Consider the following 25,859-nt stretch of genomic DNA (forward strand, 5'->3'; position numbering starts at 1 on the left):
AGTCAACGTAGTTTTGCGACTACTGCATGCTTAAATTCAGTTAACTTAATATTGGGTCCATGGAAAGACACGAACGTATTGCCCGAGCTATACAGCTCAGCGGGAAAAAGAAGGGCGAAATTGCGGCGCTGTGCGGCGTCGCGAACTCTGCTGTCACTCAATGGATCACTGGCGAGAGCAAAAGCCTCCGGCCAGAGAATCTCTACGCCTTGGCAAAAGCGACTGGCTTCAGAGCAGAGTGGCTTGCTATTGGTGAGGGTGCGGAGCAGGAGGCGCCAGAGCCCAACGTCTCGATGACTGAGCAGCCTTCTCGGAGCTTCCGCTATCCAGTGATCAGTTGGGTATCGGCTGGCTCCTGGGCCGAGGCTGTAGAGCCCTACCCTGCAGGCATATCGGATCGCTACGAGTTTTCCGAATACAACTCGAAAGGCCCGGCGTTCTGGCTTGAAGTCAAAGGCGACTCGATGACATCGCCGGTAGGTACAAGCATTGCCCAGGGCTCACTGATCCTTGTGGATACCGAAGTAGAAGCGGCGCCAGGCAAGCTTGTTGTAGCCAAACTTCCAGACAGCAACGAGGCGACCTTCAAGAAGCTGGTCAGCGATGGCGGAAAGCTCTATCTGAAGCCGCTCAACCCTGGATACCCGACCGAAGTCTTTGATGAAAACTGCCGGATAGTTGGCGTCGTAGTGCAAGCAACACAGAAGTTTCACTACTGAGCTGGACGGCGCCATGGCCCTTACCAAACCTAACCAACAATTGCGCCGCGATCTAAAAGAAGCTGCGGCCCTGCTCGAATGGTCAGGAGTCGATCTGATGCAGGCTGCAGGGAAGCTGTCAGAGGCCGGGCATGAGGATGAGGCCAAAGAACTGCTGCGGATCGCTGCCGGATTTCAGGAGGCTGAGAACAAGCTGGCAGGGTATGCGGAAGAGGTTAGAGGTGGCCGAATCATCAGGGCCGACTCTGGATGATCTTTGCGACTCTTCATTACTACAACACTAATTAAAATACCCCAGATAGCAGTCGATAATTTCAGGGAAGACCATGGCGCCTCGTCATTCAAGCAAGAAGAAACTCGCTTCTCAAGCAGATACAGGTCTTCAGCAAATTACAGTGAAGAGCCTTGCAATAGAGCAGCCTCCCTTCAGGAAACTCAAAGATCTTACGATAGAGTTTGCACCGCGTATTACGCTGATCGCCGGACACAATGGGATAGGCAAGTCAACTATTCTGGCCTTGGTGGCCAATGGATCCGGCCTCACCGCTAGAAAGTACAGTAGCTATACGGGGAAACTTTTCAGGGGCTTGCTGAATGAGATAATTCATATCGATTACGAGACGGAGTTTCTTTTTCACCAAAATGCCGACACCCTTCCAAATCCTATACTCGAATATGAAATTAACGCAGTTCTAATGCAGAAGCGGTGCGCCCTATCAAAACGAACCGTCGTAAATAGCGATGGCGAGACCACTCGGCTAGAGGCCAGGGTAGTACCAAGAAATAGACCAGATAGCGATTTTGTTCAAGAAGAGCACGAAATCAATATAGGGGTGGCAGCCAAGGTGCCTCTGCCGACGATATATCTCGGCATGACACGCATGATACCGATTGGCGAAAGTGATCCGGAAAAAATAGTTAGCTTAATTGATACAGCTATAGATGCGTCTGACGCTGCTTTCATAGCGGACTTTATTTCCAGTGTAATCGGGCTAGGGGACGCTGCAGAGGCAGGAAAAGTCATAACCACCCAATCGATCCAAGGCACAAATAAAATCGCAAAACATCCTGAGTATGGTCATAGCCCCAAAAGTGTATCACTCGGGCAGGACAGCCTAAGCGCCATAGCGACAGCCTTCGCCTCGTTCAGGAAGCTTGCCAGAGAGTGGTCACAATACCCGGGCGGCTTGATGGTCATTGATGAACTCGACGCGGGATTCCATCCCCATGCGCAGCAAAGGCTTATTTCGGCCATAGGGAACCATGCCAAGAAATTGCGAATACAGGTTGTCGCAACCACGCACTCTCTTTGCTTGATCGAGGCTGCTCACCCTGAAAACAACCCAATAGGCGGCAACGGGGTCGCCATGGACTCTATTGTATATTTAACCGATACTGTTCAGCCCCGCGTACTGCTAGATCCGTCCATACAAGCCATACGCAATGACATGTTGCTTATTCCGCCCAAACCCATAAAGCCAATAAAGGAAAAGCCGAGGCATTTAAAAGTCTATCTTGAGGACGCTGAAGCAAATTTCTTCCTGGTGACGTTGTTAACATCAAAACTTAAGCGAAAAGTTAAATCTGCTTGCGGCGCAAACCTCAAACCAATACCCATTTCCGTAGGCTGTAATAATTTGCAAGGATTGCAATCGTTCGACCCTTACTTCAAGACAGTGCTTATCGTGGTGGACGCTGATGCATCAGTAAAAAAAGGATCGGGGAAACTTAAAAATATTGTGAAGTTACCCGGAGCAAAAGATACTACCGGCTCTAGCTTTTCGCCAGAACGCACTATTTACGAATTTGCCAAAATCCTTGCCGCAAATAACCAATATTTTCCCAACGCTCGCACTGCTTTGGCGGCCAATGGGATAACCAGCGACCAATTGAAAGAACACCTTCTCAAAGGCAATACGGACATATCCAAGCGTGAGCCGGCAAAACGCTGGTGGAACGAGAGGCTTGAAATCATCAAAGACTGGCAGATGGTGGAGCTCTGGCTTTCGGAGCACCAAGAACTCGTGGATGCGTTCGAGGCTGAGCTCGTCGAAGCGGCTATTCACACCGCGAAGCTCTCATTTTGAAAGCTGGCCAAGTATACTGCGCGCCGCTAAACTGAGGCTCGCATGCCTCAAAGGACGAGATCAAAATGTACTCCAACAAGCTATACAGCCCCTTGCGCTACCCTGGCGGAAAGGCTCGCTTTGCGCCTTTCATTGCGGAGGTGATGCGGGCTAACAGCTTGGAAAGCGGCCACTACCTTGAGCCCTTCGCCGGCGGCGCTGGCGTGGCTCTTGAGCTTCTTTTTGACGGCCATGCAACCCATGCCCACATCAACGATCTAGACCCTGCTGTCCACGCATTTTGGTCGGCTGCAACAAGCGACCCCGAAAACATGCTCAGACTGCTCCATGACACTCCAATCTCGATGGATCAGTGGCATTACTGGCGATCGGTGATGCTTTCCCAAGATCCGAATCTCTCGCTTGCCGAGAGAGGCTTCGCTACTCTCTTCGTGAACCGCACTAATCGCTCCGGCATTCTCAAAGGGGGCGTGATTGGAGGAAAGGCGCAGACTGGCGCTTACAAGCTTGACGCTCGCTTCAGCAAAGAGATGATCGCCGCTCGGCTTGAACGAATCGCGCTGAATGCAGGGAGTATTTCGGTATATTGCGAGGACGCTTTTCTCTTGCTCAGCCGCGCGGTTGATTTTTTGCCCGAACAGTCGCTGATCTACCTCGACCCGCCCTACTACGTTAAAGGGCGCGGCTTGTATCGTAACTTCTACAAGCATGATGACCATTTACAAATTGCTCAGTTATTGCAATCGCCAAGCTTCGAAAGGCCATGGGTGGTCTCATACGATAGCGCACCAGAAATCTGCGAGATGTACAGCCGGAACGAGGCGCTGAGTTACGGCCTGCACTACACCGCTCAAGCGAGATATGTGGGCGATGAGGTTATGTTTTTCAAAGAAGGCATTTCCGTACCTGATGCGAAAATCCCCAGAGCCACCGTCGCAGCCTGATTTGCAGCTCGGCCCAGCGCCAAGCTTGTTTCTGCCCTCCCTCGATCTGAACCCCAGTCCGCCACTGAGCGGACTCCTCTCCCCTTCCTCTCGACAATGATGGCGACAAGCCACGGGTGGTAAAATGCTGGCTCAATTAAGGGAGGGATACCATGCATTTGAAAACCTGCACCCTGTTTGCTGCTTTAACGATAGCCTTGGTTGGTTGCGCAGCTCCGCAGAAAAGAACTTCGTTTGCGCCGGCAGCTGCAGCCCCTGCCAAGTCGCCACATTTGTTCAAGCCTATTGACTTCAAATATGACCCAAAGTCACCTGAGGCCGTCAACTTCTCTCGGCAGCTGGATCTCCCGGCATGGCAGTGTGATCTTGAAGCCACGACGGGTAGCTATGCGGTTCGGTATAACAATCGCCCGTTGATCGCCGAGTACAGCAATTCGCTTATGGAATGCTTCAAGCATGCCAGGGCACAGGGTGACGAGGCAGTGAATCGACTGAAAGCCGCCAAGGTGCCAGCGAAACAAGCAGAGCTGAGCAAGGACCTATATGCGAAATGGTCGGCCTATCTCACCTCAATGAGCCCGTATCGCACCACAGACCAGCAAGCCAAATCCGCGTACCAGGCCGCGAAGGAAGCCCTCGCGACTGAGGTGAAGTTTTCTAACTGACCTTTACACACAGCACCCAAGCCCGCCAAACGCGGGCTTTTTTACGCCTAAGAGACAGCCTCTCACAAAATATATGCACTAATGCATTACTGTGCTTGCCAATGCTGATCAACACAAATACTGTATATACAAACAGTATAAGTAAGGAGCTCCACGTGCCCAGTCCAGCATTTACCACATCGAAATCGTCCTCTTCCTATGAAGCGGCAGGCCGCCGCCTGCAAGCCCTGATCGCCGCTCCAAGCATTCAAAAGGTACAGGCGGTTACAGTGGCAAGGCTGGATCACGAATCACCAGAGGACTGGCAGCGCCTACTGGATGAGATCGGCGAGACCTCTGGCGTCCGGGTCGAGATCCTGGAGGGCGGCACTGTCAGGATCGGCTGGCGAGAATACTGCGACGCATAAATGAGCCCGCCATTGAGCGGGCTTTTTATCGCCTACGAATTTCAGCAATCTGAATTTATTTATTAAGCATGCTTGACACGCTGATTTCAGCTTGCTTAAATTCATCTCAAGCCAGCAATGAACATCGCCGGCCAGCAGCGAAAGCCGCGCCGCTCTTTAACAGTCAAGAATCTTCGCGGATCGATCCCCGGAAACGGGCACAGCGCGAAACACAAATTTCGATCTCCATGCAGGCTCTGGAACCTGCCGGACTCCCCATATGGGAGGACGCCAAACCATGCAAGCCAGCCGGCGAAGAACACCGAACACGAAATGTGTGACGCCGGCCAGGTGGGGAAACCGCGGCGCCGCGCATGGAATGGAAAACAGATTTCACTGGCTGGCCTTGGAAACAGGGCCAGACGGGAAATCAACTGACAAGCAAGACTTGACGGTTCGAGGGAAGAGAAATGGCTACAGCACAAGAGTACATCGCTGGCTTCAAAAGGCGTCACGCGACACCGAAAAAGCCGCCTATCAACTGGCGGAAGAAGTACGAAGCGGAAAGGAATTTGGTCATTGCCGAGGCAATCATCAAGCTCAGGGATGCGCGGCAAGCCAGCGGAATGGGTGCGCGGCTACAACTCAGCGATCACCACGCTTGAGCTGATGAAGTCCGGGAAATGAGTTGTAAACCGCTAGATGACAACTGACCAGAAAACATCACTTCTGCCCATTCACTGAGTGGGCAGCGGGATGGCGGAGCCTCACCGAATCCAGAGCGGGGATTAAGCCGCCTCCGCCACGACCGTCGGACAATACGGACTTTGTGGGCACTCCAAAGCAGTGTTCGTTTCGCTCCGTATGAGCGAAGGCTTAGCAAATGAGCCAAATCAAGAAAGCTGCGAACCCCGTAAGGCTAGGGGTGACAGCCGGAAAGACGGCCCGATGCCCTGGTACTCCCCAGCACCAGGCCGCATCGGAGTGTGATCTGAATGCGCAGGCTGATGCGCGAAGGTACAAAGCAGGACAAATCAGTGGTTCTGACCCAGCCTATTGAAACAGGGACAACCTACCGCTTGAGCCGGAGATCAGCACCGGCCAGATCACACCCCGATGCGGATGATTCTGTACCGCGCAATGCGGCCCCCTGCATCGCTTATCTGAAAAGTGGAGCGCGCCTAATGGCCCGCGGTCCATATGCTTAAAACGGATGGGCGGCCCTCGCCTACTCCACCTCGCCCTCTGGAGGCGGTCATGAACCCATTACAGCTTGCTCAATTGAGACTTGAACGTCGCCTGCCGCCTCCAGTGAGCGAAAGCCCGCAAGATGACGCTCGGGCGGAATGGATTTACAACGCGGCTGAAGAGTTGCTGCGCGGCAACAATGTGTTCTTTCAGCGCCGAATGCATGCTCCACAGGGCGTGACTGCTGAGGAGTTCGCCTTGGCAGTGGATGAATACGTGAACAACCGACTTGCTGACAGTGAGGTTCATACACCGGCGCTCGGTTGGCTGCTTATTACTGCAGCGAATGGAAGCTCGGACAAGACCGCTGTAGCTGAACTACTCGGCAATAGCGACCACCCGCTGGGCAAGCTTGGCGAGATCGCCGAAACCCTTCTGGAGCCGCTCGCAGATGATGCGCTGATCGCCCAGTCCGAGGACGCTAAACTATGAGCCCGCATATCGCCATAGATCAGTCGCTGGAAACCCTTGAGCATCCCGGCAACTGGGATATCGACGACAGCCTCACCGAGGGACTGATCGTCCGACACTTCACTGCTGGTGATATCACCGCCGAAGAATTCCACCACTACAGCGCCCGTCTGCTGAAGATCAGTCGACAGCGCATGGAGGCTGCATGAGTACACCACTCGTGAAATCGCTCATCGACGAACAGCTCGACGACATCGAGCGCAAGATCGCTTTGCTCGGTTTCGGACTTCCCTTCAACGAGGTGATTGGGCGTCAGCGAGATGAGCTGGTGGCAAACCTTCCCCAGCGCTTGGCCCCAACCATGAAAGGCAGACGAATCGCGGTGAGGGTTCGACCATGAAGCTTGCCTACTGGGCTCTTGCAACCCTGCTTGTTTCCGCGATTGCCATTTACACCGAAGCGCGTAATTCGTCTGGCGTTTGCCAGGTACCGCACTCGACCACCTACCGGGTGTTTCGATGACCAGCCGCCAGTGGACGCGCCGCGTTTTGATCTGGCGCGGATCGTTCTCTGCAATCACCACCCTCTCCTTTCTGATGTTGCTCAGCGCTCTGGCTGACCGCGCCACCCAATAACTCACATCTTTAAACGCTGCGTACATCGCGGCAAGGATTCCCCATGTCCGCACTAATGAAACAGGTCGACCAAGAGCCGGCCATGTCCGAGTCAGCACTTGTCGAGGTTTTGAGTGGCAGCCTCTACCCGGGAGCTGCTCGTAACTCGGTCGTAATGGTCTTGGCCTACTGCCAGGCCGCGCACTTGGACCCGATGCTGAAGCCGGTTCACATCGTTCCGGTCTACCAGAAGGGCCGCGGCATGGTCGACGTGGTAATGCCGGGGATCGGCCTTTACCGCATTCAGGCAGCAAGAACCGGGCAATACGCCGGCATCAGCGACCCTGAGTTCGGGCCATCGGTTACCACGAAGTTGGCAGGCGTCGAAGTCACCTATCCGGAATGGTGCCGGGTCACGGTGAAGCGGCAGATGTCAAACGGGCTTGTTGCCGAGTTCACCGCAAGCGAGCGCTGGATGGAGAACTATGCAACGGCCGGAAAAGACACCGTCGCGCCGAATGCCATGTGGAAGCGCCGGGCTTTTGCCCAGCTCGCCAAATGCGCCGAAGCTCAGGCTCTGCGCAAAGCATTCCCCGAAGTCGGATCAGCCCCAACCGCCGACGAAATGGAAGGCAAGTCCTTCGAGGAAGCGGCGCGCGACATTAGCCCCCAGCAGCAAGCTCAGCCCGAGCCGGAAGCATTGCCCACCTACCAGGACGACCTGCTCGATGAGAACCTCATTAAATGGCAGCCGTTGATTGATGCGGGCCGTACCAGTCCCGAACACCTGATCGCGACCATCAGCAGCAAGTACACGCTGAGCGACGCGCAAAAAGAAAAAATCGCCAACCTGAAAGCCCTCGACGGAGATCAAGCATGAAAATTCATAACGTAGCTCAAGGCTCCGCCGAGTGGCATGCCCTGCGCAGCCAGCACTTCACCGCATCCGAAGCGCCGGCAATGATGGGCGCCTCGAAGTATCAAACCCGCACCGATCTGCTGACGCTGAAGAAGACCGGCATTGCACCGGAGGTTACTCCATCGCAGCAGCACATCTTCGACAAAGGTCACGCAACCGAAGCGCTGGCCCGGCCATTGGTCGAGGCAATGATTGGCGAAGAGCTGTACCCGGTCGTTGGCACATCGGGCAACATGCTCGCCTCGATGGACGGCGCGACGATGCTCGGCGAGACGTTGTTCGAGCATAAGCTCTGGAACGAATCGTTGGTCGCCCAGGTGCACGCCGAAGACTTGTCCCCTCACTACTATTGGCAGCTTGAGCAGCAGCTGCTGGTGAGCGGCGCCGAGCGCGTGATCTTTGTGTGCTCTGACGGCACCGCCGAAAACTTCGTCAGCATGGAATATCGCCCGGTCGCCGGTCGTGCTGGTCAGTTGGTCGAAGGCTGGAAACAGTTCGAGGCCGATCTTTCCGGCCACGAAGTTCCGGACGCCCCTTCAATAGTTGTCGGCAAGGCTCCGGACGAGTTGCCAGCGCTGCGCATCGAGCTGACCGGCATGGTTACCGCCAGCAACCTGAAAGTGTTCGAGCAGTCGGCTCTGGCCGTCATCGACTCGGTGAAAACCGCGCTGACAACCGACCAAGACTTCGCGGACGCGAAAAAAGCCGTGAAGTGGTGCGGAGACGTTGAGGACGCTGTCATGGCGGCAAAGAAACAGGCGCTCTCGCAAACCCAGACCATCGACGAGCTGTTCTGCTCGCTGGACCGCATCAGCAAGCACGCCCGGGAAACTCGTCTGAAGGTCGACAAGTTGGTGAAGGCTCAGGAGCTTCTGGTAAAGACCAACATCAAGCAGAAAGCCGAACAGGCGCTGACTGATCACATCACAGCGATTAACAAAACCCTAGGCAACGTTACCCTGCCAACGGTGGCCGCAGACTTCGCGGGCGCCATGAAGAACAAGCGCACCATTGCCAGCCTGCAGGATGCGGTCGATACCGAGCTGGCCCGGGCAAAAATCGACGCCAGCCAAACCGCTGACGGCATCCGTCTGAACCTCGAAAGCATGCGCACATTGGCAGCCGATCACGCGTTCCTCTTCGTAGACGCTCAGCAACTGGTCATGAAAGCCAATGACGACCTGGTCGCGCTGATCAAGGTTCGAATCGCAGAGCACAAGAAGGAGGAGGAAGCGAAAGCCGAAGCACAGCGCGAGCGCATTCGGAAAGAAGAACTGCAACGAATCGAGGATGAGGCCAAGGCGAAGCAAGTCATCGAGTCTGTCGCTGAGCCCGCCCCGGTTGTGACTCCAGCTCCAATCAAATCCGCATCGGCAGCACAAACGACACCCAAGTCGGTAACCGCATCAACGCATCAGGCGCTGACTCTTCAGGCCGAAGTATTCGACCTATTAGATCTGGTCAAAGCTGTGGCCTATGGGCAGGCGCCTATCTCCGTGCTGACCGTCAATTGGGAAGCGCTTGATGCGATGGTGGCTGACCAGGGCCAAAACTTCAGCATGGCCGGCGTGAGGCTGGTTAAGGCGGCCGCATGATCAGCCTCAACCTCAACGCAGTTCGAGCAAAACAAACGGAGTCAGACCGAATCGAGGCTGCGGTAGCGGACTACTTGACTCGCCCCGGCAGCAACTATCATGACCTGCCAACCGCGCGGATGAAGCCTAAGCCTGCGCGACGCGACTGGGTAGACCCTGAAACGGTCCTCAAGCGACGGCCGAAGCCGATATCGGCCGCTGAGCGAAAGGCGCTGCGCAAAATGGCGGACTCGCTATGAAGTCGAAACGCAAACCCAACAACAGCTTCGCCCGGGCAGAACGCAGCTGCCGGGCGTTGCTCAACACCAACCACGTTGCGGTGGTGAACATTGACCCCAGCGGCGCGCAGATCATGGCGAACTGGAAGAACTGCCGGCAGATCCGGAGCCTGGCCATTGCCAACGCACTGTTCGATTTCTCCTACTGCTGGACGATCTACATCAGTGCCATGTGTCGGGACGAGCGCGGCGTTGAGTACGTTAAATCGGTGGAGATATCGCCGGTGGGCATCTACAAGGTTGAGCGCCTGACGGATGCCATCGAGCATTACTACCTGGAGCTGCGAAACAGCTGCAACCCAAACCACTTGGTGGCGTCTGGTTGGATCGCTGTTCCTGCAGAGGTAACGCTTGAAGAAGCGCAGGCCGCGAAGCTGTTCTATGCAGCCGGGGCCTGGCATCAAGTAAAGGTCGCCGCATGAGGCGCATCGGTAACCAAGTGCGCCAGCGCCGACGACAGACATGGCTGGATATACCGGCCCACGGAATTGAAGAGGCAGGCCATGGCCAAGAGCAACGCGGAAAGGTCAGCGAAAGCCGCGGCGAAGAAGAAGAGCCGCGGCGAAGAGGAAATCAGGCTGCACTGTCTGCCCGGTACGCGCCAAGCCCTTGCTGACCTGATGGCTTGGAGCGGCATCGAGGAACAGGGCGAAGCGATCACGCTAATGATTCACCACCTGCATGGGCTGGGCCCGGGCGGCGCCCTGCCCCTGCTCGAACCTCCGCGACACGAATACGTGATACCCGAAAACGTGTCGCAGAAATTGAAGCTGGCATTCGATCGCGAGGCGCTTCGTATTGGTCGAGAAGATTAAGCGAGAAGCTGCTGTCTCAGGCTGGCAGTACTGACATCGTGGTTCTGCACATAAACGTCTGTAACCCAGCCCTTCGTGACGTTTCGGTAGCTACATGATCCCATAGTGTAACCATCCGACCACACTATCTCATCGCCAACCTCAATAGGGTGAGAAGAGAGCATTTCGATAACTGTATATCCGCCCTGCTCATCGACCCAGATGCCCACCATACCCCTACTGCGATTGATTGCTCCGACAATGCCTTGTGTTTGCATGAACCTCTCTCCATGACCCGACCCCGTGTCGGTCACCCGTAATACCCCAACCCAAACCAAATTGCCACCACCGGTCACGGAGGGGGGCGCCTGATTGGAGATAATCCATGGACAAGAACACCAAGATCCTGATCCCGGAGATCCCGGGCGAGTGGACACAGCGCCAGCGTAACGGCAGCCTCAACGTTTGGAACGGGAAGGATCATCACCGATTTCACCGAACCTCTACTGACCTGCCTGAAGTCAGCCTGTTGCCCCCGGAAAACGGCCTTTACGCCGAGCGTATCGATGGTGCTTGGTACTGGGTATCCGGGTGCGCTAAATGCAACGGAACCGGTGAGAAGTACAGCTACTCGGTGTGCGACAAACACAACGTTTGTCGGCTGTGCGGCACCCACCGCTCGAAGCTGGCGGAAACACCGTGGGGCCATCCAGAAGGCTTCACCTGCAAACCATGTCAGGACGCAGAAGACGCCGTTGCGAAAGCCAAAGCGCTGGCCAAGGTCGCTGAGTCTGACTACGACGAGTGGGATTATCGCTGCCAAGACGAATGCAAGTGCCCGCATTGCGCAACAGTGATCCACATCGAGGCGGAAGATTACGGCGACAAGAGCATGAGCTGTGATACCTGCGGCGGCGAATTCGAGCTGGTCACCGAGTACACCGTTCAGTTCACCACCACCGTGATCGGCGAGCGCATCACCGCCTGATCCGGCCACACGCCAGCCGGCGAGGTCAGCCGCGGGGCTCGCATCCTTTATTGTTCCGAAAGCTGACGTCCGAGAAGCACACCCAACGCTTTCTTAATGGCCTCGCTGATATCTTTGTCGAGAAGCACGACACCACATGCTGCGCACCTACTTCCGGCGAGCTGATCATCGCGCTTGAGCAGTTCCGATCTTTCAACAACCAGTGGCTGCTCGCACTTGGGACATTCCAACTTCATCGATCTTCTCCCTTATCCCGCTCCGTATAGGGAGGGCATATGCCAGTTCCATGAATTAAGCCAATCGGCGCGCCTGCTTCATTCGTGCTTAATCCCGGTGTACCAAACGCCCTCAGCCCAAACTCTCCAACTGACTATGTTGATTTTGTGGCAATGCTCACACTCGATCTCAAATCGCTGCCTGTCGTTATCGGGAACGAAATCCATTTCTAAACCGCAGTATGCGCAATCCGACATTCCCAGCTCCCTGTTTTCGCAATTGCTCATAAAACACGCCTCTGTATGACGCGCTAAGCGTAGACCTAATTCCACTTTAACGAATTACGCCAGCCGGCGAGGACCCCCTATGCCTACTCACAACATCGTCAGCATGAGCGGCGGTAAAGACAGCACGGCTACGCTGCTGGTCGCCCGCGAGCTAGAGGTGCCGAACCTCAGCGCAGTAGTGGCTGACACCGGGCATGAGCATCCAGAGACATATGACTACATCCATTACCTGGCCGAAGCCACTGGCGTTCCCATCCGCTGTGTGAAGGCAGACTTCTCCAGGCAGATCGCCGGCAAGCGCAAATTCATCGAGACCAAATGGCGCGAGGAAGGTGTGGCGGAATCCGTGGTGCTGCGTGCTCTGGAAGTTCTGCACCCTACCGGCAACCCATTCTTGGACTTGTGCCTGTGGAAAGGCCGATTCCCCAGCACCAAGGCGCGCTTCTGCACCGACGAACTCAAGCGAAATCCAATTATCGAACAGGTCTACCTGCCGCTCATGGACGGCGAAAACATGTTGCTGTCCTGGCAAGGTGTTCGGGCCGATGAGTCGCCGGCTCGCAAGTACTTACCAGAGTGCGACGAGGTTGGAGGCGGCCTATTTAACTACCGACCGATCCTGAAATGGACTGTCGATTCAGTGTTCGAAGCTCACCGCGCCGCCGGCATCAAACCTAACCCGCTGTACTTGCAAGGCTGCAATAGAGTTGGCTGCATGCCCTGCATCATGTGTGCAAAAGATGAGCTGAGGCAGATAGCAGCCAGGTGGCCAGAGGAAGTTGACCGAGTTCGCGAGTGGGAGCGACTGGTCAGCATTGCCAGTAAGCGTGGCGCCGCGACGTTCTTCGCTACCGTGACCGACCCCACGGTCAGGTCTGATGACAAGGTGAGCGCCGTCACGCACGGCATTGACCGGATCGTCGACTGGAGCAACACCGCGCGCGGCGGCCGCCAGTTCGACATGGTCGATCTGATCGCCCGCACCGATAGCCAAAACAGCTGCTCTTCGGCCTACGGGCTCTGCGAATAACTCCCCACTCCACCGCCCGGGCATGACCCGGCATAGGACGCCCCATGCCCAAAGAAAACATCCGCACGGTAGTTACCGAGTCCCTGATTGGGATGATCGCTGCCCTAACAGCCACGACGCCGCCGGCGAACGAGCCGATGCCGCCTTTCATTCAAGGCCCAATTGACCGGGCTGTTGACCGGATCAGCGCAGTGGTTTCGCCTGGCGTCACCCTGAAGGTTGCCCGCGCCAAACGCTTGTACTTGGCTGGCCCCATGACTGGCTTGAAGGACTTCAACTATCCGGCCTTCAACGCCGCGGAAGACGCGCTCCGCGCCAAGGGCTATCAGGTGGAGAACCCAGCGGACCACGGCATTGTCCCCGGCGCCGAGTGGGCCGACTACATGGCCTACGACCTGACGCGACTGGGTCTGTGCGGAATGATCGCGCTGCTGCCCGGCTGGGAAAACTCGGAAGGCGCCCGCTTTGAAGTTCAGATCGCACACCGACTTGGGATGACGGTTGTGAATGCCCATGATCTGACAGTGTTGGAAAGCTGACTAATCAGAGAGGTGAACAGAGTCTTCAACAGCGCGGGCATCGACGATAGGCATCGGGTCAATTTCAACGGGAGTGAGCATGGCTGCCCATGCCTCATATGCCCTTTTATGAAGAGACACTGCTTCTTCCCATCGACTGCCTGAGAGTTCTCGGGACATGACGAGCATCATCAGGCGGTTTGTAGTCTCGTCGATTTCAAGAAGGCGGTGGTGAGCGGTAAAACGAAAATCTTCAATCGGAGGCATGGCATCACTTAAATAGCTTGAAGGAACAACGGGAACCTTTCATGCGACATCATTGTGACATTACTGCAATCAATTTTGCACGCGAGCTGACGATTGGTTTCTAGGATGTGACTGTCTATCCAGCGCTATGACGTAGCCATCGCCTCAGCGATAGCGCTCAGGTAATCCGTCCACTGACCACGCAAATTTTCAAGCGTTTTGCCAATCCCGGAACATCGCTGCTCCCAAATGAGTCGCATCCGTGCAAATCACAAGTACTTAATCTTCTGCGCTGAGATCCTCGTATTCGAGGGGCAATTCAATCCATGCATCAAGAGCTGCAATCTGTCGTGCCACCGCCAAATCCCAGGCCGGACCGACAGCCCGGTTGTCACGCATCATTGCTCGCATGTCGGATGTCGCGTTTTTGTATTCGTGATGAAACGCCAATGCCTTTTCTAAAAACTCTTCCCGCCGGCTCATGGGAATTCTCCCGAGACAGATTGAAAGGGTCCCGAACGGCGCGCATCGCCATCGAGAGAATACTTCTCAGATGGTGGAGTACTGTTCGCAAGAAGTAATTCCCGCAGTCTGACCACCGGCAAATTTTAGTTCCTCCCCCTTCAAAGTCAGCCGCTATAGCGGCAAGGGCTCTGTCTCAGGGATAGGGTACAAAATCTCCCAACCACTCTCGGGCAATTGGGACTGCGTATTCAAGCAGCTCAAGCGGGACATCCTGTACGAACAGGGTTACCTCAAAACGAAGCGTTTCGTCGTTTCGAAAGATTTCAAACAACGGGCCGTTATTACCTCTCCAGCACTCCATCGCAAGGCCATCGTGCCCTTCGACAACGCTTGAAGCGCAGCAAAACCGGTATTCAACTCCGTGTACTACCACATCCACCTCCACCTATTTGTGGCTGCAACGATACCTCTCCCTTACGTGAAATTCATAGCCGCTATAGCGGCAAGGACGAAGTCATGCCTGAAATAAAGGAACGGCCGATCTTGTTCTCGGCCCCGATGGTGCGCGCCATTCTGGAAGGCCGGAAGACAGTCACGCGGCGGGCACTCAACGAGCGAGCGCTGAAAAATATTGGTTACGGCGTCCAGCTCGGCGAATGCCACGAGCTACCCAGCGAAGGCCCGCTACACCCGAACAGCATCGATTACTACAACGACTTCTGTCCCTATGGCCAGCCCGGCGACCGTCTGTGGGTGCGCGAGACCTGGGCGCGCATCCGGGTAGCCCAGGCCCCGGACCAGGAATGGGTGGTGTACCGCGAGAGCGACAATCGCACCGACTACGGTGGCCCGTGGAAACCGGGCATTCACATGTTCCGCCGTGACAGCCGCATCCTGCTGGAGATCACCGCGGTACGCGTCGAGCGGTTACAGGACATCAGCGACGAGCAGGCGCAGGCCGAGGGAATCATCCCGGTACCGAAAACCACTGAAGAGTCACATCAGTTCTGGCGCAACTATCACCTGAGCGGCGACGGCACCTTCTGCGTGCGCACTCCAAAGGAATCGTTCAAGTCACTCTGGTGCCACGTCGCCGGCGGGTCGTTCCCAAAGGGAGAGGCTGCGTACAAGGCATCACCGCACAGCTGGGATGCCAACCCGTGGGTCTGGGTGGTCGAGTTCAAGCAGGTGACGCCATGATCCTGAAATGCATGGCCCTCTGCGCCCTCTTCTTCTGGCTTCCATTGGCCCTGACCATAAAGGCGGTGATCGGATGATTATCGATGACGTAATGACGGACAAAATCACCCTGCACGGCCTGGGCTTCGTGCAAGTTCAGCTCCAGGGCAACCAACGGCTGCATGTTTGGCATCCCGAGCTTCCGCGCCGCGCTTGCTTCGAGCATTCCGCAATTCATGACCACCGCTTCGACTTCGTGTCGCGCGTGCTTGTGGGAACGCAGATCAACCATGTCTATGCCTATCAGAAAAAGCATGACGGCGAATTCATGCTGTACCTGCATGAGGGAAAGCGAACGGCCAATGGTGGACGCCCTTGGACCCCGGACGGCTGCGCCGACTTCAATCTGGTCGCCTCGTTTGATGTACCGGCCGGCAAGGATTACGACAGCACCGCGTACGTCTACCACCGCACAGAGCCTGGCGGTGATGGCCGGGTAGCTACGATCATGCGAAAGACTGGTGAATGGCAGGCCGGCGCCCACTCAACCTGCCGCGTTGGCGTCGAGCCAGACACGGACTTCGACCGCTTCCAGTGGTCGCCATCGCAACTCTGGGAGGTCGTCAGCGATGTGCTGCTCGGCCAGAAGGTTACGCCATGATCGCCCTCGCCTGGTTCGCCTACGTGTACTGCTACAAAGGGCCGCGGCGATGAAGCTGATCTACTGGCTCAACCGAAAGCTGCCATTCCCTTGGCTGCCGATCGCCCGCATTCAGACCGGCAACGAGACCTGCACCCTGCGCAAAGACGGCTGGGTGATTATCTCCGACGGCAAAAGCACCGACGCTCTGCCGATCACCTTCTGCGCCCCGGCGATCGTCGAAGCGTTCAACGCCCAACTCGCATAACCCCTCTAACACTTACCAGCCTGCCAGTGAACGGAGAGCATTGCAGCCGCTCATGAAAGTCCGTTGAACCAGCCCAGCACGCGCAGTGCTCTAGCGAATGTTTTTCGATTCGCGAAAAACGCCAGCAGTAGTAAGCCACTGCCCATCACGGTGAAAAGAACACCGCCAAAGGCTTCGACGGCAATCAGAAAGATCCCCAAAGCCAAGAAGACAGCACCGACGATTCCCAACCATCTTCGAGCCTGCTTTTGTTCGGGATATCTGGAAAACAATTTCACCACCTCATCCAGTGCGCCTCGACCAACTCTAGACCAGGCGCGCACCACTATATCAACCACCTTCTGCCGCCACGCGCGGCATGGAGCACACGCATGGCAAATGCCACAGCGGCAAAGGCTACGAGTATTCCGCCACGGTTCATCCGTTTCATGGATGCCCCTGGTTATCTCGGCATGTGCCGAGACGAATTCAACAAAACAGTCAGGCCGAACGTGCGCGAATTTCCCATTGGGAAACAGGGCGTAGCATTCGATCGGATCGATCTGGACGAGTGGGCGGACGCCTACATCGAGAGCAAGGCGATTGAAAAGGCAGCCAATCAGGACAACAATCGCCCTCGCAGCGAGCGCCAGGGTGAACCCAAAGGAGGTAAACCATGGCGAGAAAAGCGATCTCCGGTCTCTACCAGAAAGGTGGAGTCTGGCAAATCGACAAAGTGTTCCGAGGTGAGCGACTTCGAGAGAGCACTGGCACTAGTGACCGGCAAGAAGCAGAGCAGTACCTGATTCACCGGCTGGAACAGCTTCGGCAGCAGAAGGTATACGGAGTACGCCGCACCCGAACCTGGGAGGAAGCGGCGACGCGTTTCTTGATCGAGAACAAGGATCAGCCCTCGATTAAGCTGACGGCGCATCACCTGACACACCTGCACCCGTATCTCAAGGATCTGCCGTTGACGCACATCGATGACCAGGCGCTTGAGCCGTTCGTGAAGGATCGTTTGAAGGGAATGAAGTTGCCGTGCGGGAAGCAGCTGAAGCCGGTAGCTCCACGAACGATCAACATCTCGATCGAGCGGGTGATTCGGGTTCTTTCGCTTTGCGCAAGGAAGTGGCGGGATGAAGAACGCAGGCCCTGGCTCGATTCCGTGCCTATGCTCGCCAAGCTGGACTTGAAGAAAAAGGTTCGCGAACCCTACCCCATGACTTGGGAAGAGCAATCGATCCTTTTTGCGGAGTTGCCGGCACATCTGCAGACGATGGCCTTGTTCAAGGTGAACACGGGATGTCGCGAGCAGGAGGTCTGCAAATTGAGGTGGGATTGGGAGATCTCGGTGCCGGAGTTGGACACCAGTGTGTTTCTGATCCCATCCGACTTCGGGGGCCGAAACGAACGGTCAGGGGTAAAAAACGGTGATGAGCGGTTGGTCGTGCTAAACAGCGTGGCGAAATCTGTCATCGATAAGCAACGAGGCCTGAGCAAGGAGTGGGTGTTTCCTTACAAGGGCAGCGCCATGCATCGAATGAACGACTCGGCTTGGAAGAAGGCGCGGGTGAGAGCGGCGAAACTCTGGCAGGAGGAAAACCTTCGCCCCGCTCACCCTGGGTATGCATCCATCAGGGTGCATGATTTAAAGCATACGTTTGGCCGTCGCCTTCGGGCGGCAGGTGTCACTCAGGAAGACCGCAAGGCCTTGCTGGGGCACAAGAACGGCAGCATCACCAGTCATTACTCGGGCGCTGAGCTCGGGCATCTGATTGAAGCTGCCAATATGGTATCAGCAACCGACTCGCGGGGACCGGTGCTGACGATCTTGAAAAGGAAAATGGGATGAAGTCCCGAAAAACTCCCCACCAATGAAAAAGCCCAACTGGTTAGAGTTGGGCCAAGTCATTGAAAAATATGGTCGGGACGGAGTGATTCGAACACTCGACCCCTAGCACCCCATGCTAGTGCGCTACCGGACTGCGCTACGCCCCGACTAGGCGTGAAACTTGTTCCTCGTCTCGAGGAACGCTCAAGAATATATCGCAAGCTTTTGAAAACTGGAAGTATTTAAAAGCAGGAATTTATTTCTTGAGGACTACCAGGACATCTTCCAGCTCAGCGATCATCTGGCGAATCATTTGCTTGTATTGGGTGGTGTCGTCTTTGGCTTCATCGCCGGACAAGCGCAAGCGTGCGCCGCCGATGGTGAACCCCTGATCGTAAAGAAGCGCGCGGATCTGCCGGATCATCAGCACATCCTGGCGCTGATAATACCGGCGGTTTCCGCGGCGTTTGACGGGGTTGAGTTGAGGAAACTCCTGCTCCCAATAGCGCAGTACGTGCGGTTTTACCGCACACAGCTCGCTAACTTCACCAATGGTGAAGTAGCGTTTGCCTGGGATGACGGGTAGCTCGTCGTTATGACTTGGTTCCAGCATAAGCCTCAACTCGGGCCTTCAACTTCTGCCCTGGACGAAAGGTGACCACACGGCGAGCCGTGATAGGGATTTCTTCTCCCGTTTTCGGATTGCGGCCAGGCCGCTGGCGTTTGTCCCGAAGGTCGAAATTGCCGAAACCGGACAATTTGACTTGTTCGTTGTCTTCAAGAGCGTGCCTGATTTCCTCGAAAAACAGTTCAACCAATTCCTTGGCTTCCCGCTTGTTCAGGCCCAGCTCTTCATACAGACGTTCCGCCATCTCAGCTTTCGTCAAAGCCCCCATACGTCACTTCCTTAACGTGGCGTCCAACCTTTGTTCGAGCGAGGTGAGGATGTTTTGCGTCGTGGTATTCACCTCATCGTCATTAAGAGTGCGCGATGGATGCTGCCAGGTCAAGCCAACTGCGAGGCTTTTTCTATCAGGATCAATGCCTTTACCCTGATATACGTCAAATAGCCTGAGGTCTGTCAGCCATTCGCCTGCATTTTCACGGATTACGTCCAATACAGCCGAGGCTGCAACGTCTTTGTGCGCAATCAGTGCAAGGTCACGACGCACTTCAGGAAAGCGCGACAACTCGTGGAATTTAGGCATTTTGCCCGACGCCACTTCAGCCAGAACCATCTCGAAAACAAACACCGGACGATCGAGGCCCAGGGTTTTCGACAACTCAGGGTGGATGGCGCCAATGAAGCCCACCAGACGACCTTCGCGTTCGATGCGCGCGGTTTGACCCGGGTGCAATGCCCGGTGTTTGCCAGGCACGAACGTGAATGCATCCAGAGCACCGGCGAAGCCCAGCACAGCCTCTACGTCAGCCTTGACGTCGAAGAAGTCTACGGTCTCGCGACCTTGCGCCCAGCCTTCCGGCAGGCGGCTACCGCAAACCACACCGGCCAGCATCGGCTCTTGTTTCAAACCTTCGAGCTGGCCGATGAAACGCAGACCGCTCTCGAACAGGCGCACCCGATCCTGTTGGCGGTTCAGGTTGTGCTGAAGCGCCTTGACCAGGCCTGGCCACAGCGACGAACGCATGGCAGCCATGTCATTGGAAATCGGGTTGGCGAGCAGCAACGGCTCTACACCCGGATTAAACAGCTCGAATTGTTTCGGATCGATGAAGCTGTAGGTGATCGCTTCCTGATAACCACGGGCAACCAGCAGACGACGCAGTTCCGGCAAATCGCTACGTGCTTCTGCCTTGGCTTGCGGCGCAAGACGCGCTTGCGGGTAACGAACCGGCAGGCGGTTGTAGCCGTACAGACGCGCCAGCTCTTCGATCAGGTCGACTTCCAGGCTGATATCGAAGCGGTGGCTTGGCACTTCCACGCGCCACTGCCCTGCCCCGTCTGCGGTAATGGTCAGGCCCAAGGCGCTGAGCAGACGCTCAACTTCAGTCGGGTCCATTTCCATGCCCAGCATTTGAGTGATGCGCTGAGCGCGCAGGGTCACCGGTGCGATCGACGGCAGGTGCTGCTCACTCACGGTTTCGATGATCGGGCCGGCTTCGCCACCAGTGATTTCCAGCAGCAGGCCAGTGGCGCGCTCCATGGCTTCACGGGCGAGCTGCCAGTCCACGCCACGCTCGTAGCGGTGCGATGCATCGGTGTGCAGGCCATAGGAACGAGCCTTGCCAGCAACCGCGATTTGATCGAAGAACGCGCTTTCCAGGAAGATATCGCGAGTGGTCGCGGTATTGACGCCGCTGTGCTCGCCCCCCATGACGCCGGCAATTGCCAGTGCGCGGGTGTGGTCGGCGATCACCAGCGTATCGCTACGCAGGCTGACTTCCTGACCGTCGAGCAGCACCAGCTTCTCGCCTTCTTCGGCCATGCGCACGCGGATGCCGCCATTGATTTCGGCAAGATCGAAAGCGTGCAGCGGCTGACCCAACTCAAGCATCACGTAGTTGGTAATGTCGACCGCGGCATCGATGCTGCGCACATCAGCACGACGCAGGCGCTCTACCATCCACAGCGGCGTAGGCCTGGACAGGTCGACGTTACGGATCACACGCCCCAGGTAGCGCGGGCAAGCAGCCGGTGCCAGGACTTCAACCGAACGCACTTCATCGTGGACAGCTTGAACGCTGGCAACGACCGGACGCGTGACCGGGGTGGCATACAGCGCGCCGACTTCACGGGCCAGACCGGCCAGGGACAGGCAATCACCACGGTTCGGGGTCAGATCGACCTCGATGCTGGCGTCTTCCAGGTTCAGGTATTCACGAATGTCCTGACCCACTGGCGCATCGGCCGGCAATTCCATCAGGCCATCGTTGCCCTCGCCCACTTGCAATTCGGCTTGCGAGCACAGCATGCCGTTGGACTCAACGCCACGCAGCTTGGCTTTCTTGATTTTGAAGTCGCCCGGCAGTTCGGCGCCGATGGTGGCGAATGGAATCTTCAGGCCAGGGCGCACATTTGGCGCACCGCATACGACCTGAAAGGTTTCCGAACCGTTGCTGACCTGGCAAACACGCAGCTTGTCGGCATCCGGGTGCTGTTCGGTGCTGAGCACCTCGCCCACGATAACACCACTGAATACGCCGGCGGCCGGGGTAACGCTATCGACCTCAAGACCGGCCATCGACAGACGAGCAACCAGCTCATCGCGACTTACCTGCGGGCTAACCCAGCCACGCAGCCATTGTTCACTGAATTTCATCCTGCTCTCCTAAGAATTCGTTACGACTAGCGAAATTGCGCGAGGAACCGCAAGTCGTTGTCGAAGAACAGACGCAAGTCGTTCACGCCGTAACGCAGCATGGCCAGACGTTCAACGCCCATGCCGAAGGCAAAGCCCGAAAACTCTTCCGGGTCGATCCCGGACATGCGCAGCACGTTCGGGTGGACCATGCCGCAGCCCATGACTTCCAGCCAGCCAGTCTGCTTGCAGACACGGCAGCCTTTGCCGCTGCACATCACGCATTCCATGTCGACTTCGGCGGATGGCTCGGTGAACGGGAAGTACGAAGGACGGAAGCGCACCGCCAGTTCTTTTTCGAAGAACACCCGCAGGAACTCTTCGATGGTGCCTTTGAGGTCGGCAAAATTGATGTCGCGATCAACCAGCAGGCCTTCGACCTGATGGAACATCGGCGAGTGGGTGATATCCGAGTCGCTACGGTACACACGGCCTGGGCAGACGATGCGGATCGGCGGCTGTTTCGACTCCATGGTGCGGACCTGTACCGGCGAGGTATGGGTGCGCAGCAACATGTTGGCATTGAAATAGAAGGTATCGTGCATCGACCGGGCCGGGTGATGGCCTGGGATGTTGAGCGCTTCGAAGTTGTGATAATCGTCTTCGACCTCAGGGCCTTCGGCGATGCCGTAGCCGATGTGGGTGAAGAATTGTTCGATGCGTTCCAGAGTGCGGGTAACCGGATGCAGACCACCGGAGGTCTGACCGCGGCCCGGCAGGGTCACGTCAATGGACTCGGCGGACAGTTTGGCAGCCAGGTCGGCCTCTTCAAACAACGCCTTGCGCGCATTGAGAACGTCTGTGACACGCTCCTTGGCAACGTTGATCAGCGCACCGACTTGCGGCCGCTCTTCTGCCGGCAAATTCCCCAGGGTCTTCATCACCTGAGTCAATTCACCCTTTTTGCCAAGGTAGTGAACCCGGATTTGCTCCAGGGCATTGATATCTTCAGCGCTTTGCACAGCCTCTAGTGCTTGAGAGACGAGCGCATCCAGGTTTTCCATGTACAGACTCCAGATACAAAATAGGGGAAGAGCTTGAAGGCTCTTCCCCTATTTATGACGTTTAACACCTGGCCCCACAGAGGTGAGGCCGGGTGACTGTCGGGGGTACTTAAGCCAAGGTGGCTTTAGCTTTCTCGACAATCGCAGCAAACGCCGCTTTTTCGTTCACTGCCAGATCAGCCAGAACCTTACGGTCGATCTCGATGGACGCTTTTTTCAGGCCGGCGATGAAACGGCTGTAGGACAGACCGTTGATACGAGCACCAGCGTTGATACGAGCGATCCACAGAGCGCGGAACTGACGTTTTTTCTGACGACGGTCACGGTAGGCGTATTGGCCTGCCTTGATTACCGCTTGCTTGGCAACACGGAATACGCGGGAGCGTGCGCCGTAGTAGCCTTTAGCAAGTTTCAGAATTTTTTTGTGACGCTTACGGGCAATGACGCCACGCTTTACACGAGCCATGAGTTACTTCCTCTATTCTTGACTAAAATTAACGAAGGCGCAGCATGCGCTCGACTTTTGCCACGTCAGACGGATGCAGCAAGCTGCTACCGCGCAGTTGACGCTTACGCTTGGTCGACATTTTGGTCAGGATGTGGCTCTTGAAAGCGTGCTTGTGCTTGATACCGTTAGCAGTTTTCAGAAACCGCTTAGCAGCACCACTTTTGGTCTTCATTTTTGGCATGTTCGGATACTCCGCATTCAGTTGATAAACATAATCAGAAGGCCTGCCGTGCCCTGTTGATTACTTCTTCTTTTTCGGGGCGATGACCATGATCAGCTGGCGTCCTTCCATCTTAGGATGCTGTTCGACCGAACCGTACTCGAGCAAGTCACCTTCAACTCGCTTGAGGAGTTCCATCCCCAGCTCCTGGTGGGCCATCTCACGGCCGCGGAATCGCAAGGATACCTTGGCCCTGTCCCCGTCACTCAGGAAACGTACCAGGTTGCGCAGTTTTACCTGGTAATCCCCTTCCTCCGTCCCTGGACGAAACTTGATTTCTTTAACCTGAATCTGCTTCTGGTTTTTCTTCGCCGCGGCAATCTGCTTCTTCTTCTCGAAGATCGATTTGCCGTAGTCCATCACCCGGCAAACAGGCGGGACTGCGTCTGCGGAAATTTCCACCAGATCAAGCTTTGCTTCTTCAGCGATACGAAGCGCTTCATCAATCGAGACGATGCCAATCTGCTCGCCGTCAGCGCCAATTAACCGAACCTCGCGTGCCGAGATATTCTCGTTGATCGGGGCTTTCGGTGCAGCTCGTTTATCTTGTCTCATTTCACGCTTAATAATAATTACTCCGAATCTTGGCGACCACGCCGGGAAACCGCTTGCGCGAGGAACTCGGCGAACTGGGCGACGGGCATCGAGCCCAGGTCAGCACCTTCACGAGTACGCACAGCGACAGTCTGCATCTCGACTTCCTTATCTCCAATAACCAAGAGATAGGGAACCTTGAGCAAGGTATGCTCGCGGATTTTAAAGCCGATCTTTTCATTTCTCAAGTCAGACTTGGCACGAAACCCGCTTTCGTTGAGAGTTTTTTCTACTTCGGCAACAAAATCTGCCTGTTTATCAGTGATATTCATGATCACTGCCTGGGTCGGAGCCAGCCACGCAGGGAATGCACCCTCGTAGTGCTCGATCAGGATTCCGACGAATCGTTCGAAGGAGCCCAGGATCGCCCGATGCAACATCACCGGATGCTTGCGGCTGTTGTCTTCGGAGACGAATTCGGCGCCCAGACGGACAGGCAGGTTAAAATCGAGCTGCAGGGTACCACACTGCCAGACGCGACCGAGGCAATCTTTCAGCGAGAACTCAATCTTCGGACCGTAGAACGCACCCTCGCCCGGCTGCAGGTCGTACGGCAGGCCAGCGCTATCAAGGGCTGCAGCCAATGCCGCTTCGGCGCGATCCCAAAGCTCGTCGGAGCCAACGCGTTTTTCCGGACGAGTGGACAGCTTCATTTCGACGTCTTTGAAGCCGAAATCGGCGTAGACATCCATGGTCAGCTTGATGAATGCCGCGGATTCGGCCTGCATCTGTTCTTCGGTGCAGAAGATGTGGGCGTCATCCTGAGTGAATGCGCGCACACGCATGATGCCGTGCAACGCACCCGATGGCTCGTTACGGTGGCAGGCACCGAATTCGGCCAGACGCATCGGCAACTCGCGGTAGCTCTTCAGGCCCTGATTGAACACTTGCACGTGGCAAGGGCAGTTCATTGGCTTGATCGCGTAATCGCGGTTTTCCGACTGAGTGGTGAACATGTTGTCGGCGTAGTTGGCCCAGTGCCCGGATTTTTCCCACAGGCTGCGGTCGACAACCTGAGGCGTTTTGATCTCCAGGTAACCGTTGTCGCGTTGAACCTTGCGCATGTACTGCTCAAGCACTTGGTACAGGGTCCAGCCATTGGGGTGCCAGAACACCATGCCCGGCGACTCTTCCTGGGTGTGGAACAGGCCCAGGCGCTTGCCGATCTTGCGGTGATCGCGCTTCTCAGCCTCTTCAATGCGCTGAATGTAAGCGGCCAGCTGCTTCTTGTCCGCCCAGGCTGTGCCATAAACGCGCTGCAATTGCTCGTTCTTGGCGTCACCGCGCCAGTAGGCGCCGGACAACTTGGTCAGCTTGAAGGATTTCAGGAAACGGGTGTTCGGCACGTGCGGACCACGGCACATGTCGACATATTCTTCGTGATAGTACAGGCCCATGGCCTGCTCGTTCGGCATGTCCTCGACCAGGCGCAACTTGTAGTCTTCGCCACGGGCCTTGAATACTTCGATCACTTCGGCGCGCGGAGTGACTTTCTTGATCACGTCGTAATCTTTCTCGATCAGCTGCTGCATGCGCTGTTCGATCGCGGCCAGATCGTCCGGAGTAAAAGGACGCTCGAAGGCGATATCGTAATAGAAGCCTTCATCGATGACCGGACCGATGACCATTTTGGCCGTCGGGTACAACTGCTTGACCGCATGCCCCACCAGGTGAGCGCAAGAGTGGCGAATGATCTCCAGCCCCTCTTCATCCTTTGGCGTGATGATTTGCAGCGTAGCGTCGCTGTCGATGATGTCACTGGCATCGGCCAGTTTGCCATTGACCTTGCCGGCCACGGTGGCCTTGGCCAGACCGGCACCGATGGATGCGGCGACCTCGGCGATGGAGACCGGGTGATCGAATGAACGTTGACTGCCGTCGGGAAGAGTAATAGTTGGCATGG

36 protein-coding genes and 1 tRNA gene are annotated in these 25,859 nt (G+C 56.1%); 23 read left to right on the forward strand and 14 right to left on the reverse strand.

Going from position 1 to position 25,859, the window contains the following annotated elements:
• Positions 1-59: 59 nt before the first annotated feature.
• The 15 genes from D8U69_RS24235 (at position 60) to D8U69_RS24305 (ending at position 10,681) form a co-directional block, all read left to right on the forward strand.
• A complete protein-coding gene (locus D8U69_RS24235; RefSeq protein ID WP_130908313.1) occupies positions 60-719 on the forward strand; it encodes an XRE family transcriptional regulator in 660 nt (219 codons plus the stop codon).
• 13 nt (positions 720-732) lie between these two features.
• Complete coding sequence (locus D8U69_RS24240) at positions 733-972, forward strand: hypothetical protein (RefSeq protein ID WP_130908314.1); 240 nt, start codon at positions 733-735, stop codon at positions 970-972.
• Positions 973-1,045: 73 nt separating this feature from the next.
• On the forward strand, positions 1,046-2,806 hold the full coding sequence (locus D8U69_RS24245) for an ATP-binding protein (RefSeq protein WP_130908315.1): 1,761 nt from the start codon (positions 1,046-1,048) through the stop codon (positions 2,804-2,806).
• Between the two features lie 65 nt (positions 2,807-2,871).
• A complete protein-coding gene (locus tag D8U69_RS24250) occupies positions 2,872-3,750 on the forward strand; it encodes a DNA adenine methylase (RefSeq protein ID WP_130908316.1) in 879 nt (292 codons plus the stop codon).
• A 152-nt stretch (positions 3,751-3,902) separates the two neighbouring features.
• Positions 3,903-4,415 (forward strand): hypothetical protein, encoded by a 513-nt coding sequence (locus D8U69_RS24255; RefSeq protein WP_130908317.1) that lies wholly within the window; start codon positions 3,903-3,905, stop codon positions 4,413-4,415.
• 155 nt (positions 4,416-4,570) lie between these two features.
• Positions 4,571-4,822 (forward strand): DUF1654 domain-containing protein, encoded by a 252-nt coding sequence (locus D8U69_RS24260; RefSeq protein WP_241668686.1) that lies wholly within the window; start codon positions 4,571-4,573, stop codon positions 4,820-4,822.
• Between the two features lie 449 nt (positions 4,823-5,271).
• Positions 5,272-5,466, forward strand: a complete 195-nt coding sequence (locus D8U69_RS24265; protein ID WP_130908319.1) for a hypothetical protein — start codon at positions 5,272-5,274, stop codon at positions 5,464-5,466.
• A 592-nt stretch (positions 5,467-6,058) separates the two neighbouring features.
• Positions 6,059-6,481 carry a hypothetical protein gene (locus tag D8U69_RS24270; RefSeq protein WP_130908320.1) on the forward strand — a complete coding sequence of 141 codons (423 nt, stop codon included), beginning with the start codon at positions 6,059-6,061 and terminating at the stop codon, positions 6,479-6,481.
• Positions 6,478-6,669, forward strand: a complete 192-nt coding sequence (locus tag D8U69_RS24275) for a hypothetical protein (protein WP_130908321.1) — start codon at positions 6,478-6,480, stop codon at positions 6,667-6,669. Before D8U69_RS24270 ends, D8U69_RS24275 begins: the two co-directional genes overlap by 4 nt.
• Positions 6,666-6,860 carry a hypothetical protein gene (locus D8U69_RS24280; RefSeq protein ID WP_130908322.1) on the forward strand — a complete coding sequence of 65 codons (195 nt, stop codon included), beginning with the start codon at positions 6,666-6,668 and terminating at the stop codon, positions 6,858-6,860. Before D8U69_RS24275 ends, D8U69_RS24280 begins: the two co-directional genes overlap by 4 nt.
• A 290-nt stretch (positions 6,861-7,150) precedes the next feature.
• Complete coding sequence (bet, locus tag D8U69_RS24285) at positions 7,151-7,954, forward strand: phage recombination protein Bet (protein WP_130908341.1); 804 nt, start codon at positions 7,151-7,153, stop codon at positions 7,952-7,954.
• Positions 7,951-9,588, forward strand: coding sequence for a YqaJ viral recombinase family protein (locus D8U69_RS24290; RefSeq protein ID WP_130908323.1), 1,638 nt, complete (start codon positions 7,951-7,953; stop codon positions 9,586-9,588). Before bet ends, D8U69_RS24290 begins: the two co-directional genes overlap by 4 nt.
• Positions 9,585-9,827, forward strand: coding sequence for a hypothetical protein (locus D8U69_RS24295; protein ID WP_130908324.1), 243 nt, complete (start codon positions 9,585-9,587; stop codon positions 9,825-9,827). Before D8U69_RS24290 ends, D8U69_RS24295 begins: the two co-directional genes overlap by 4 nt.
• A complete protein-coding gene (locus D8U69_RS24300; protein ID WP_130908325.1) occupies positions 9,824-10,288 on the forward strand; it encodes a hypothetical protein in 465 nt (154 codons plus the stop codon). Before D8U69_RS24295 ends, D8U69_RS24300 begins: the two co-directional genes overlap by 4 nt.
• 81 nt (positions 10,289-10,369) lie before the next feature.
• Positions 10,370-10,681 carry a hypothetical protein gene (locus tag D8U69_RS24305; RefSeq protein WP_130908326.1) on the forward strand — a complete coding sequence of 104 codons (312 nt, stop codon included), beginning with the start codon at positions 10,370-10,372 and terminating at the stop codon, positions 10,679-10,681.
• Here the strand turns inward: D8U69_RS24305 and D8U69_RS24310 are convergent.
• Positions 10,678-10,938, reverse strand: coding sequence for a hypothetical protein (locus D8U69_RS24310; protein WP_130908327.1), 261 nt, complete (start codon positions 10,936-10,938; stop codon positions 10,678-10,680). The genes D8U69_RS24305 and D8U69_RS24310 overlap by 4 nt on opposite strands.
• A 107-nt stretch (positions 10,939-11,045) precedes the next feature.
• On the opposite strand from D8U69_RS24310, the gene D8U69_RS24315 reads away from it, so the two are divergent.
• The gene (locus D8U69_RS24315) at positions 11,046-11,648 is read left to right on the forward strand and encodes a hypothetical protein (RefSeq protein WP_130908328.1); all 603 of its coding nucleotides are present in this window, start codon (positions 11,046-11,048) and stop codon (positions 11,646-11,648) included.
• 47 nt (positions 11,649-11,695) lie between these two features.
• On the opposite strand, the gene D8U69_RS24320 is transcribed toward D8U69_RS24315, so the two are convergent.
• Positions 11,696-11,884, reverse strand: coding sequence for a hypothetical protein (locus D8U69_RS24320; protein ID WP_130908329.1), 189 nt, complete (start codon positions 11,882-11,884; stop codon positions 11,696-11,698).
• A 346-nt stretch (positions 11,885-12,230) separates the two neighbouring features.
• On the opposite strand from D8U69_RS24320, the gene D8U69_RS24325 reads away from it, so the two are divergent.
• Both D8U69_RS24325 and D8U69_RS24330 read left to right on the forward strand, forming a co-directional pair.
• Complete coding sequence (locus tag D8U69_RS24325; RefSeq protein ID WP_130908330.1) at positions 12,231-13,181, forward strand: phosphoadenosine phosphosulfate reductase family protein; 951 nt, start codon at positions 12,231-12,233, stop codon at positions 13,179-13,181.
• Between the two features lie 44 nt (positions 13,182-13,225).
• The gene (locus D8U69_RS24330; protein ID WP_130908331.1) at positions 13,226-13,720 is read left to right on the forward strand and encodes a DUF4406 domain-containing protein; all 495 of its coding nucleotides are present in this window, start codon (positions 13,226-13,228) and stop codon (positions 13,718-13,720) included.
• On the opposite strand, the gene D8U69_RS24335 is transcribed toward D8U69_RS24330, so the two are convergent.
• Both D8U69_RS24335 and D8U69_RS24340 read right to left on the reverse strand, forming a co-directional pair.
• Positions 13,721-13,966, reverse strand: a complete 246-nt coding sequence (locus D8U69_RS24335) for a hypothetical protein (RefSeq protein ID WP_130908332.1) — start codon at positions 13,964-13,966, stop codon at positions 13,721-13,723.
• 258 nt (positions 13,967-14,224) lie between these two features.
• Positions 14,225-14,428: a hypothetical protein gene (locus tag D8U69_RS24340; RefSeq protein ID WP_130908333.1), complete on the reverse strand. Its 204-nt coding sequence runs from the start codon at positions 14,426-14,428 to the stop codon at positions 14,225-14,227.
• A 498-nt stretch (positions 14,429-14,926) separates the two neighbouring features.
• Here D8U69_RS24340 and D8U69_RS24350 point away from each other — a divergent pair, with 498 nt between their 5' ends.
• The 3 genes from D8U69_RS24350 (at position 14,927) to D8U69_RS24360 (ending at position 16,497) form a co-directional block, all read left to right on the forward strand.
• Positions 14,927-15,610 (forward strand): hypothetical protein, encoded by a 684-nt coding sequence (locus D8U69_RS24350; RefSeq protein ID WP_130908334.1) that lies wholly within the window; start codon positions 14,927-14,929, stop codon positions 15,608-15,610.
• A 73-nt stretch (positions 15,611-15,683) separates the two neighbouring features.
• The gene (locus D8U69_RS24355) at positions 15,684-16,250 is read left to right on the forward strand and encodes a hypothetical protein (RefSeq protein ID WP_130908335.1); all 567 of its coding nucleotides are present in this window, start codon (positions 15,684-15,686) and stop codon (positions 16,248-16,250) included.
• A 49-nt stretch (positions 16,251-16,299) separates the two neighbouring features.
• Complete coding sequence (locus D8U69_RS24360) at positions 16,300-16,497, forward strand: hypothetical protein (protein ID WP_130908336.1); 198 nt, start codon at positions 16,300-16,302, stop codon at positions 16,495-16,497.
• Between the two features lie 50 nt (positions 16,498-16,547).
• On the opposite strand, the gene D8U69_RS24365 is transcribed toward D8U69_RS24360, so the two are convergent.
• Positions 16,548-16,775, reverse strand: coding sequence for a hypothetical protein (locus D8U69_RS24365; RefSeq protein ID WP_241668687.1), 228 nt, complete (start codon positions 16,773-16,775; stop codon positions 16,548-16,550).
• A gap of 93 nt (positions 16,776-16,868) precedes the next feature.
• On the opposite strand from D8U69_RS24365, the gene D8U69_RS29880 reads away from it, so the two are divergent.
• Complete coding sequence (locus tag D8U69_RS29880) at positions 16,869-17,282, forward strand: hypothetical protein (RefSeq protein ID WP_241668688.1); 414 nt, start codon at positions 16,869-16,871, stop codon at positions 17,280-17,282.
• Positions 17,213-18,331, forward strand: coding sequence for a tyrosine-type recombinase/integrase (locus D8U69_RS24370; RefSeq protein WP_241668690.1), 1,119 nt, complete (start codon positions 17,213-17,215; stop codon positions 18,329-18,331). The genes D8U69_RS29880 and D8U69_RS24370 overlap by 70 nt, the downstream gene beginning before the upstream one ends.
• 69 nt (positions 18,332-18,400) lie before the next feature.
• Here D8U69_RS24370 and D8U69_RS24375 read toward each other — a convergent pair.
• The 9 genes from D8U69_RS24375 to thrS all read right to left on the reverse strand — a co-directional run bounded on the left by D8U69_RS24375 (position 18,401) and on the right by thrS (position 25,857).
• Positions 18,401-18,477: transfer RNA gene (locus tag D8U69_RS24375), tRNA-Pro, on the reverse strand.
• 89 nt (positions 18,478-18,566) lie between these two features.
• Entirely contained in the window at positions 18,567-18,923 is a 357-nt protein-coding gene (locus tag D8U69_RS24380) for a MerR family transcriptional regulator (protein ID WP_003179985.1), read from the reverse strand.
• Positions 18,904-19,206 carry an integration host factor subunit alpha gene (gene ihfA / locus D8U69_RS24385; RefSeq protein WP_002553164.1) on the reverse strand — a complete coding sequence of 101 codons (303 nt, stop codon included), beginning with the start codon at positions 19,204-19,206 and terminating at the stop codon, positions 18,904-18,906. The genes D8U69_RS24380 and ihfA overlap by 20 nt, the downstream gene beginning before the upstream one ends.
• A 3-nt stretch (positions 19,207-19,209) precedes the next feature.
• A complete protein-coding gene (gene pheT / locus D8U69_RS24390; protein WP_130908338.1) occupies positions 19,210-21,591 on the reverse strand; it encodes a phenylalanine--tRNA ligase subunit beta in 2,382 nt (793 codons plus the stop codon).
• Between the two features lie 26 nt (positions 21,592-21,617).
• Positions 21,618-22,634 (reverse strand): phenylalanine--tRNA ligase subunit alpha, encoded by a 1,017-nt coding sequence (gene pheS, locus D8U69_RS24395; RefSeq protein ID WP_056853666.1) that lies wholly within the window; start codon positions 22,632-22,634, stop codon positions 21,618-21,620.
• Between the two features lie 109 nt (positions 22,635-22,743).
• Complete coding sequence (gene rplT, locus D8U69_RS24400; RefSeq protein ID WP_007905879.1) at positions 22,744-23,100, reverse strand: 50S ribosomal protein L20; 357 nt, start codon at positions 23,098-23,100, stop codon at positions 22,744-22,746.
• Positions 23,101-23,128: 28 nt separating this feature from the next.
• Entirely contained in the window at positions 23,129-23,323 is a 195-nt protein-coding gene (rpmI, locus tag D8U69_RS24405; RefSeq protein WP_002553160.1) for a 50S ribosomal protein L35, read from the reverse strand.
• A gap of 60 nt (positions 23,324-23,383) precedes the next feature.
• Complete coding sequence (infC, locus tag D8U69_RS24410; RefSeq protein WP_169843736.1) at positions 23,384-23,935, reverse strand: translation initiation factor IF-3; 552 nt, start codon at positions 23,933-23,935, stop codon at positions 23,384-23,386.
• Positions 23,935-25,857: a threonine--tRNA ligase gene (gene thrS, locus D8U69_RS24415; RefSeq protein WP_056853667.1), complete on the reverse strand. Its 1,923-nt coding sequence runs from the start codon at positions 25,855-25,857 to the stop codon at positions 23,935-23,937. Before thrS ends, infC begins: the two co-directional genes overlap by 1 nt.
• Positions 25,858-25,859: the final 2 nt, after the last annotated feature.

The organism is Pseudomonas sp. Sample_16, assembly GCF_004307665.1.
GTDB lineage: Bacteria > Pseudomonadota > Gammaproteobacteria > Pseudomonadales > Pseudomonadaceae > Aquipseudomonas.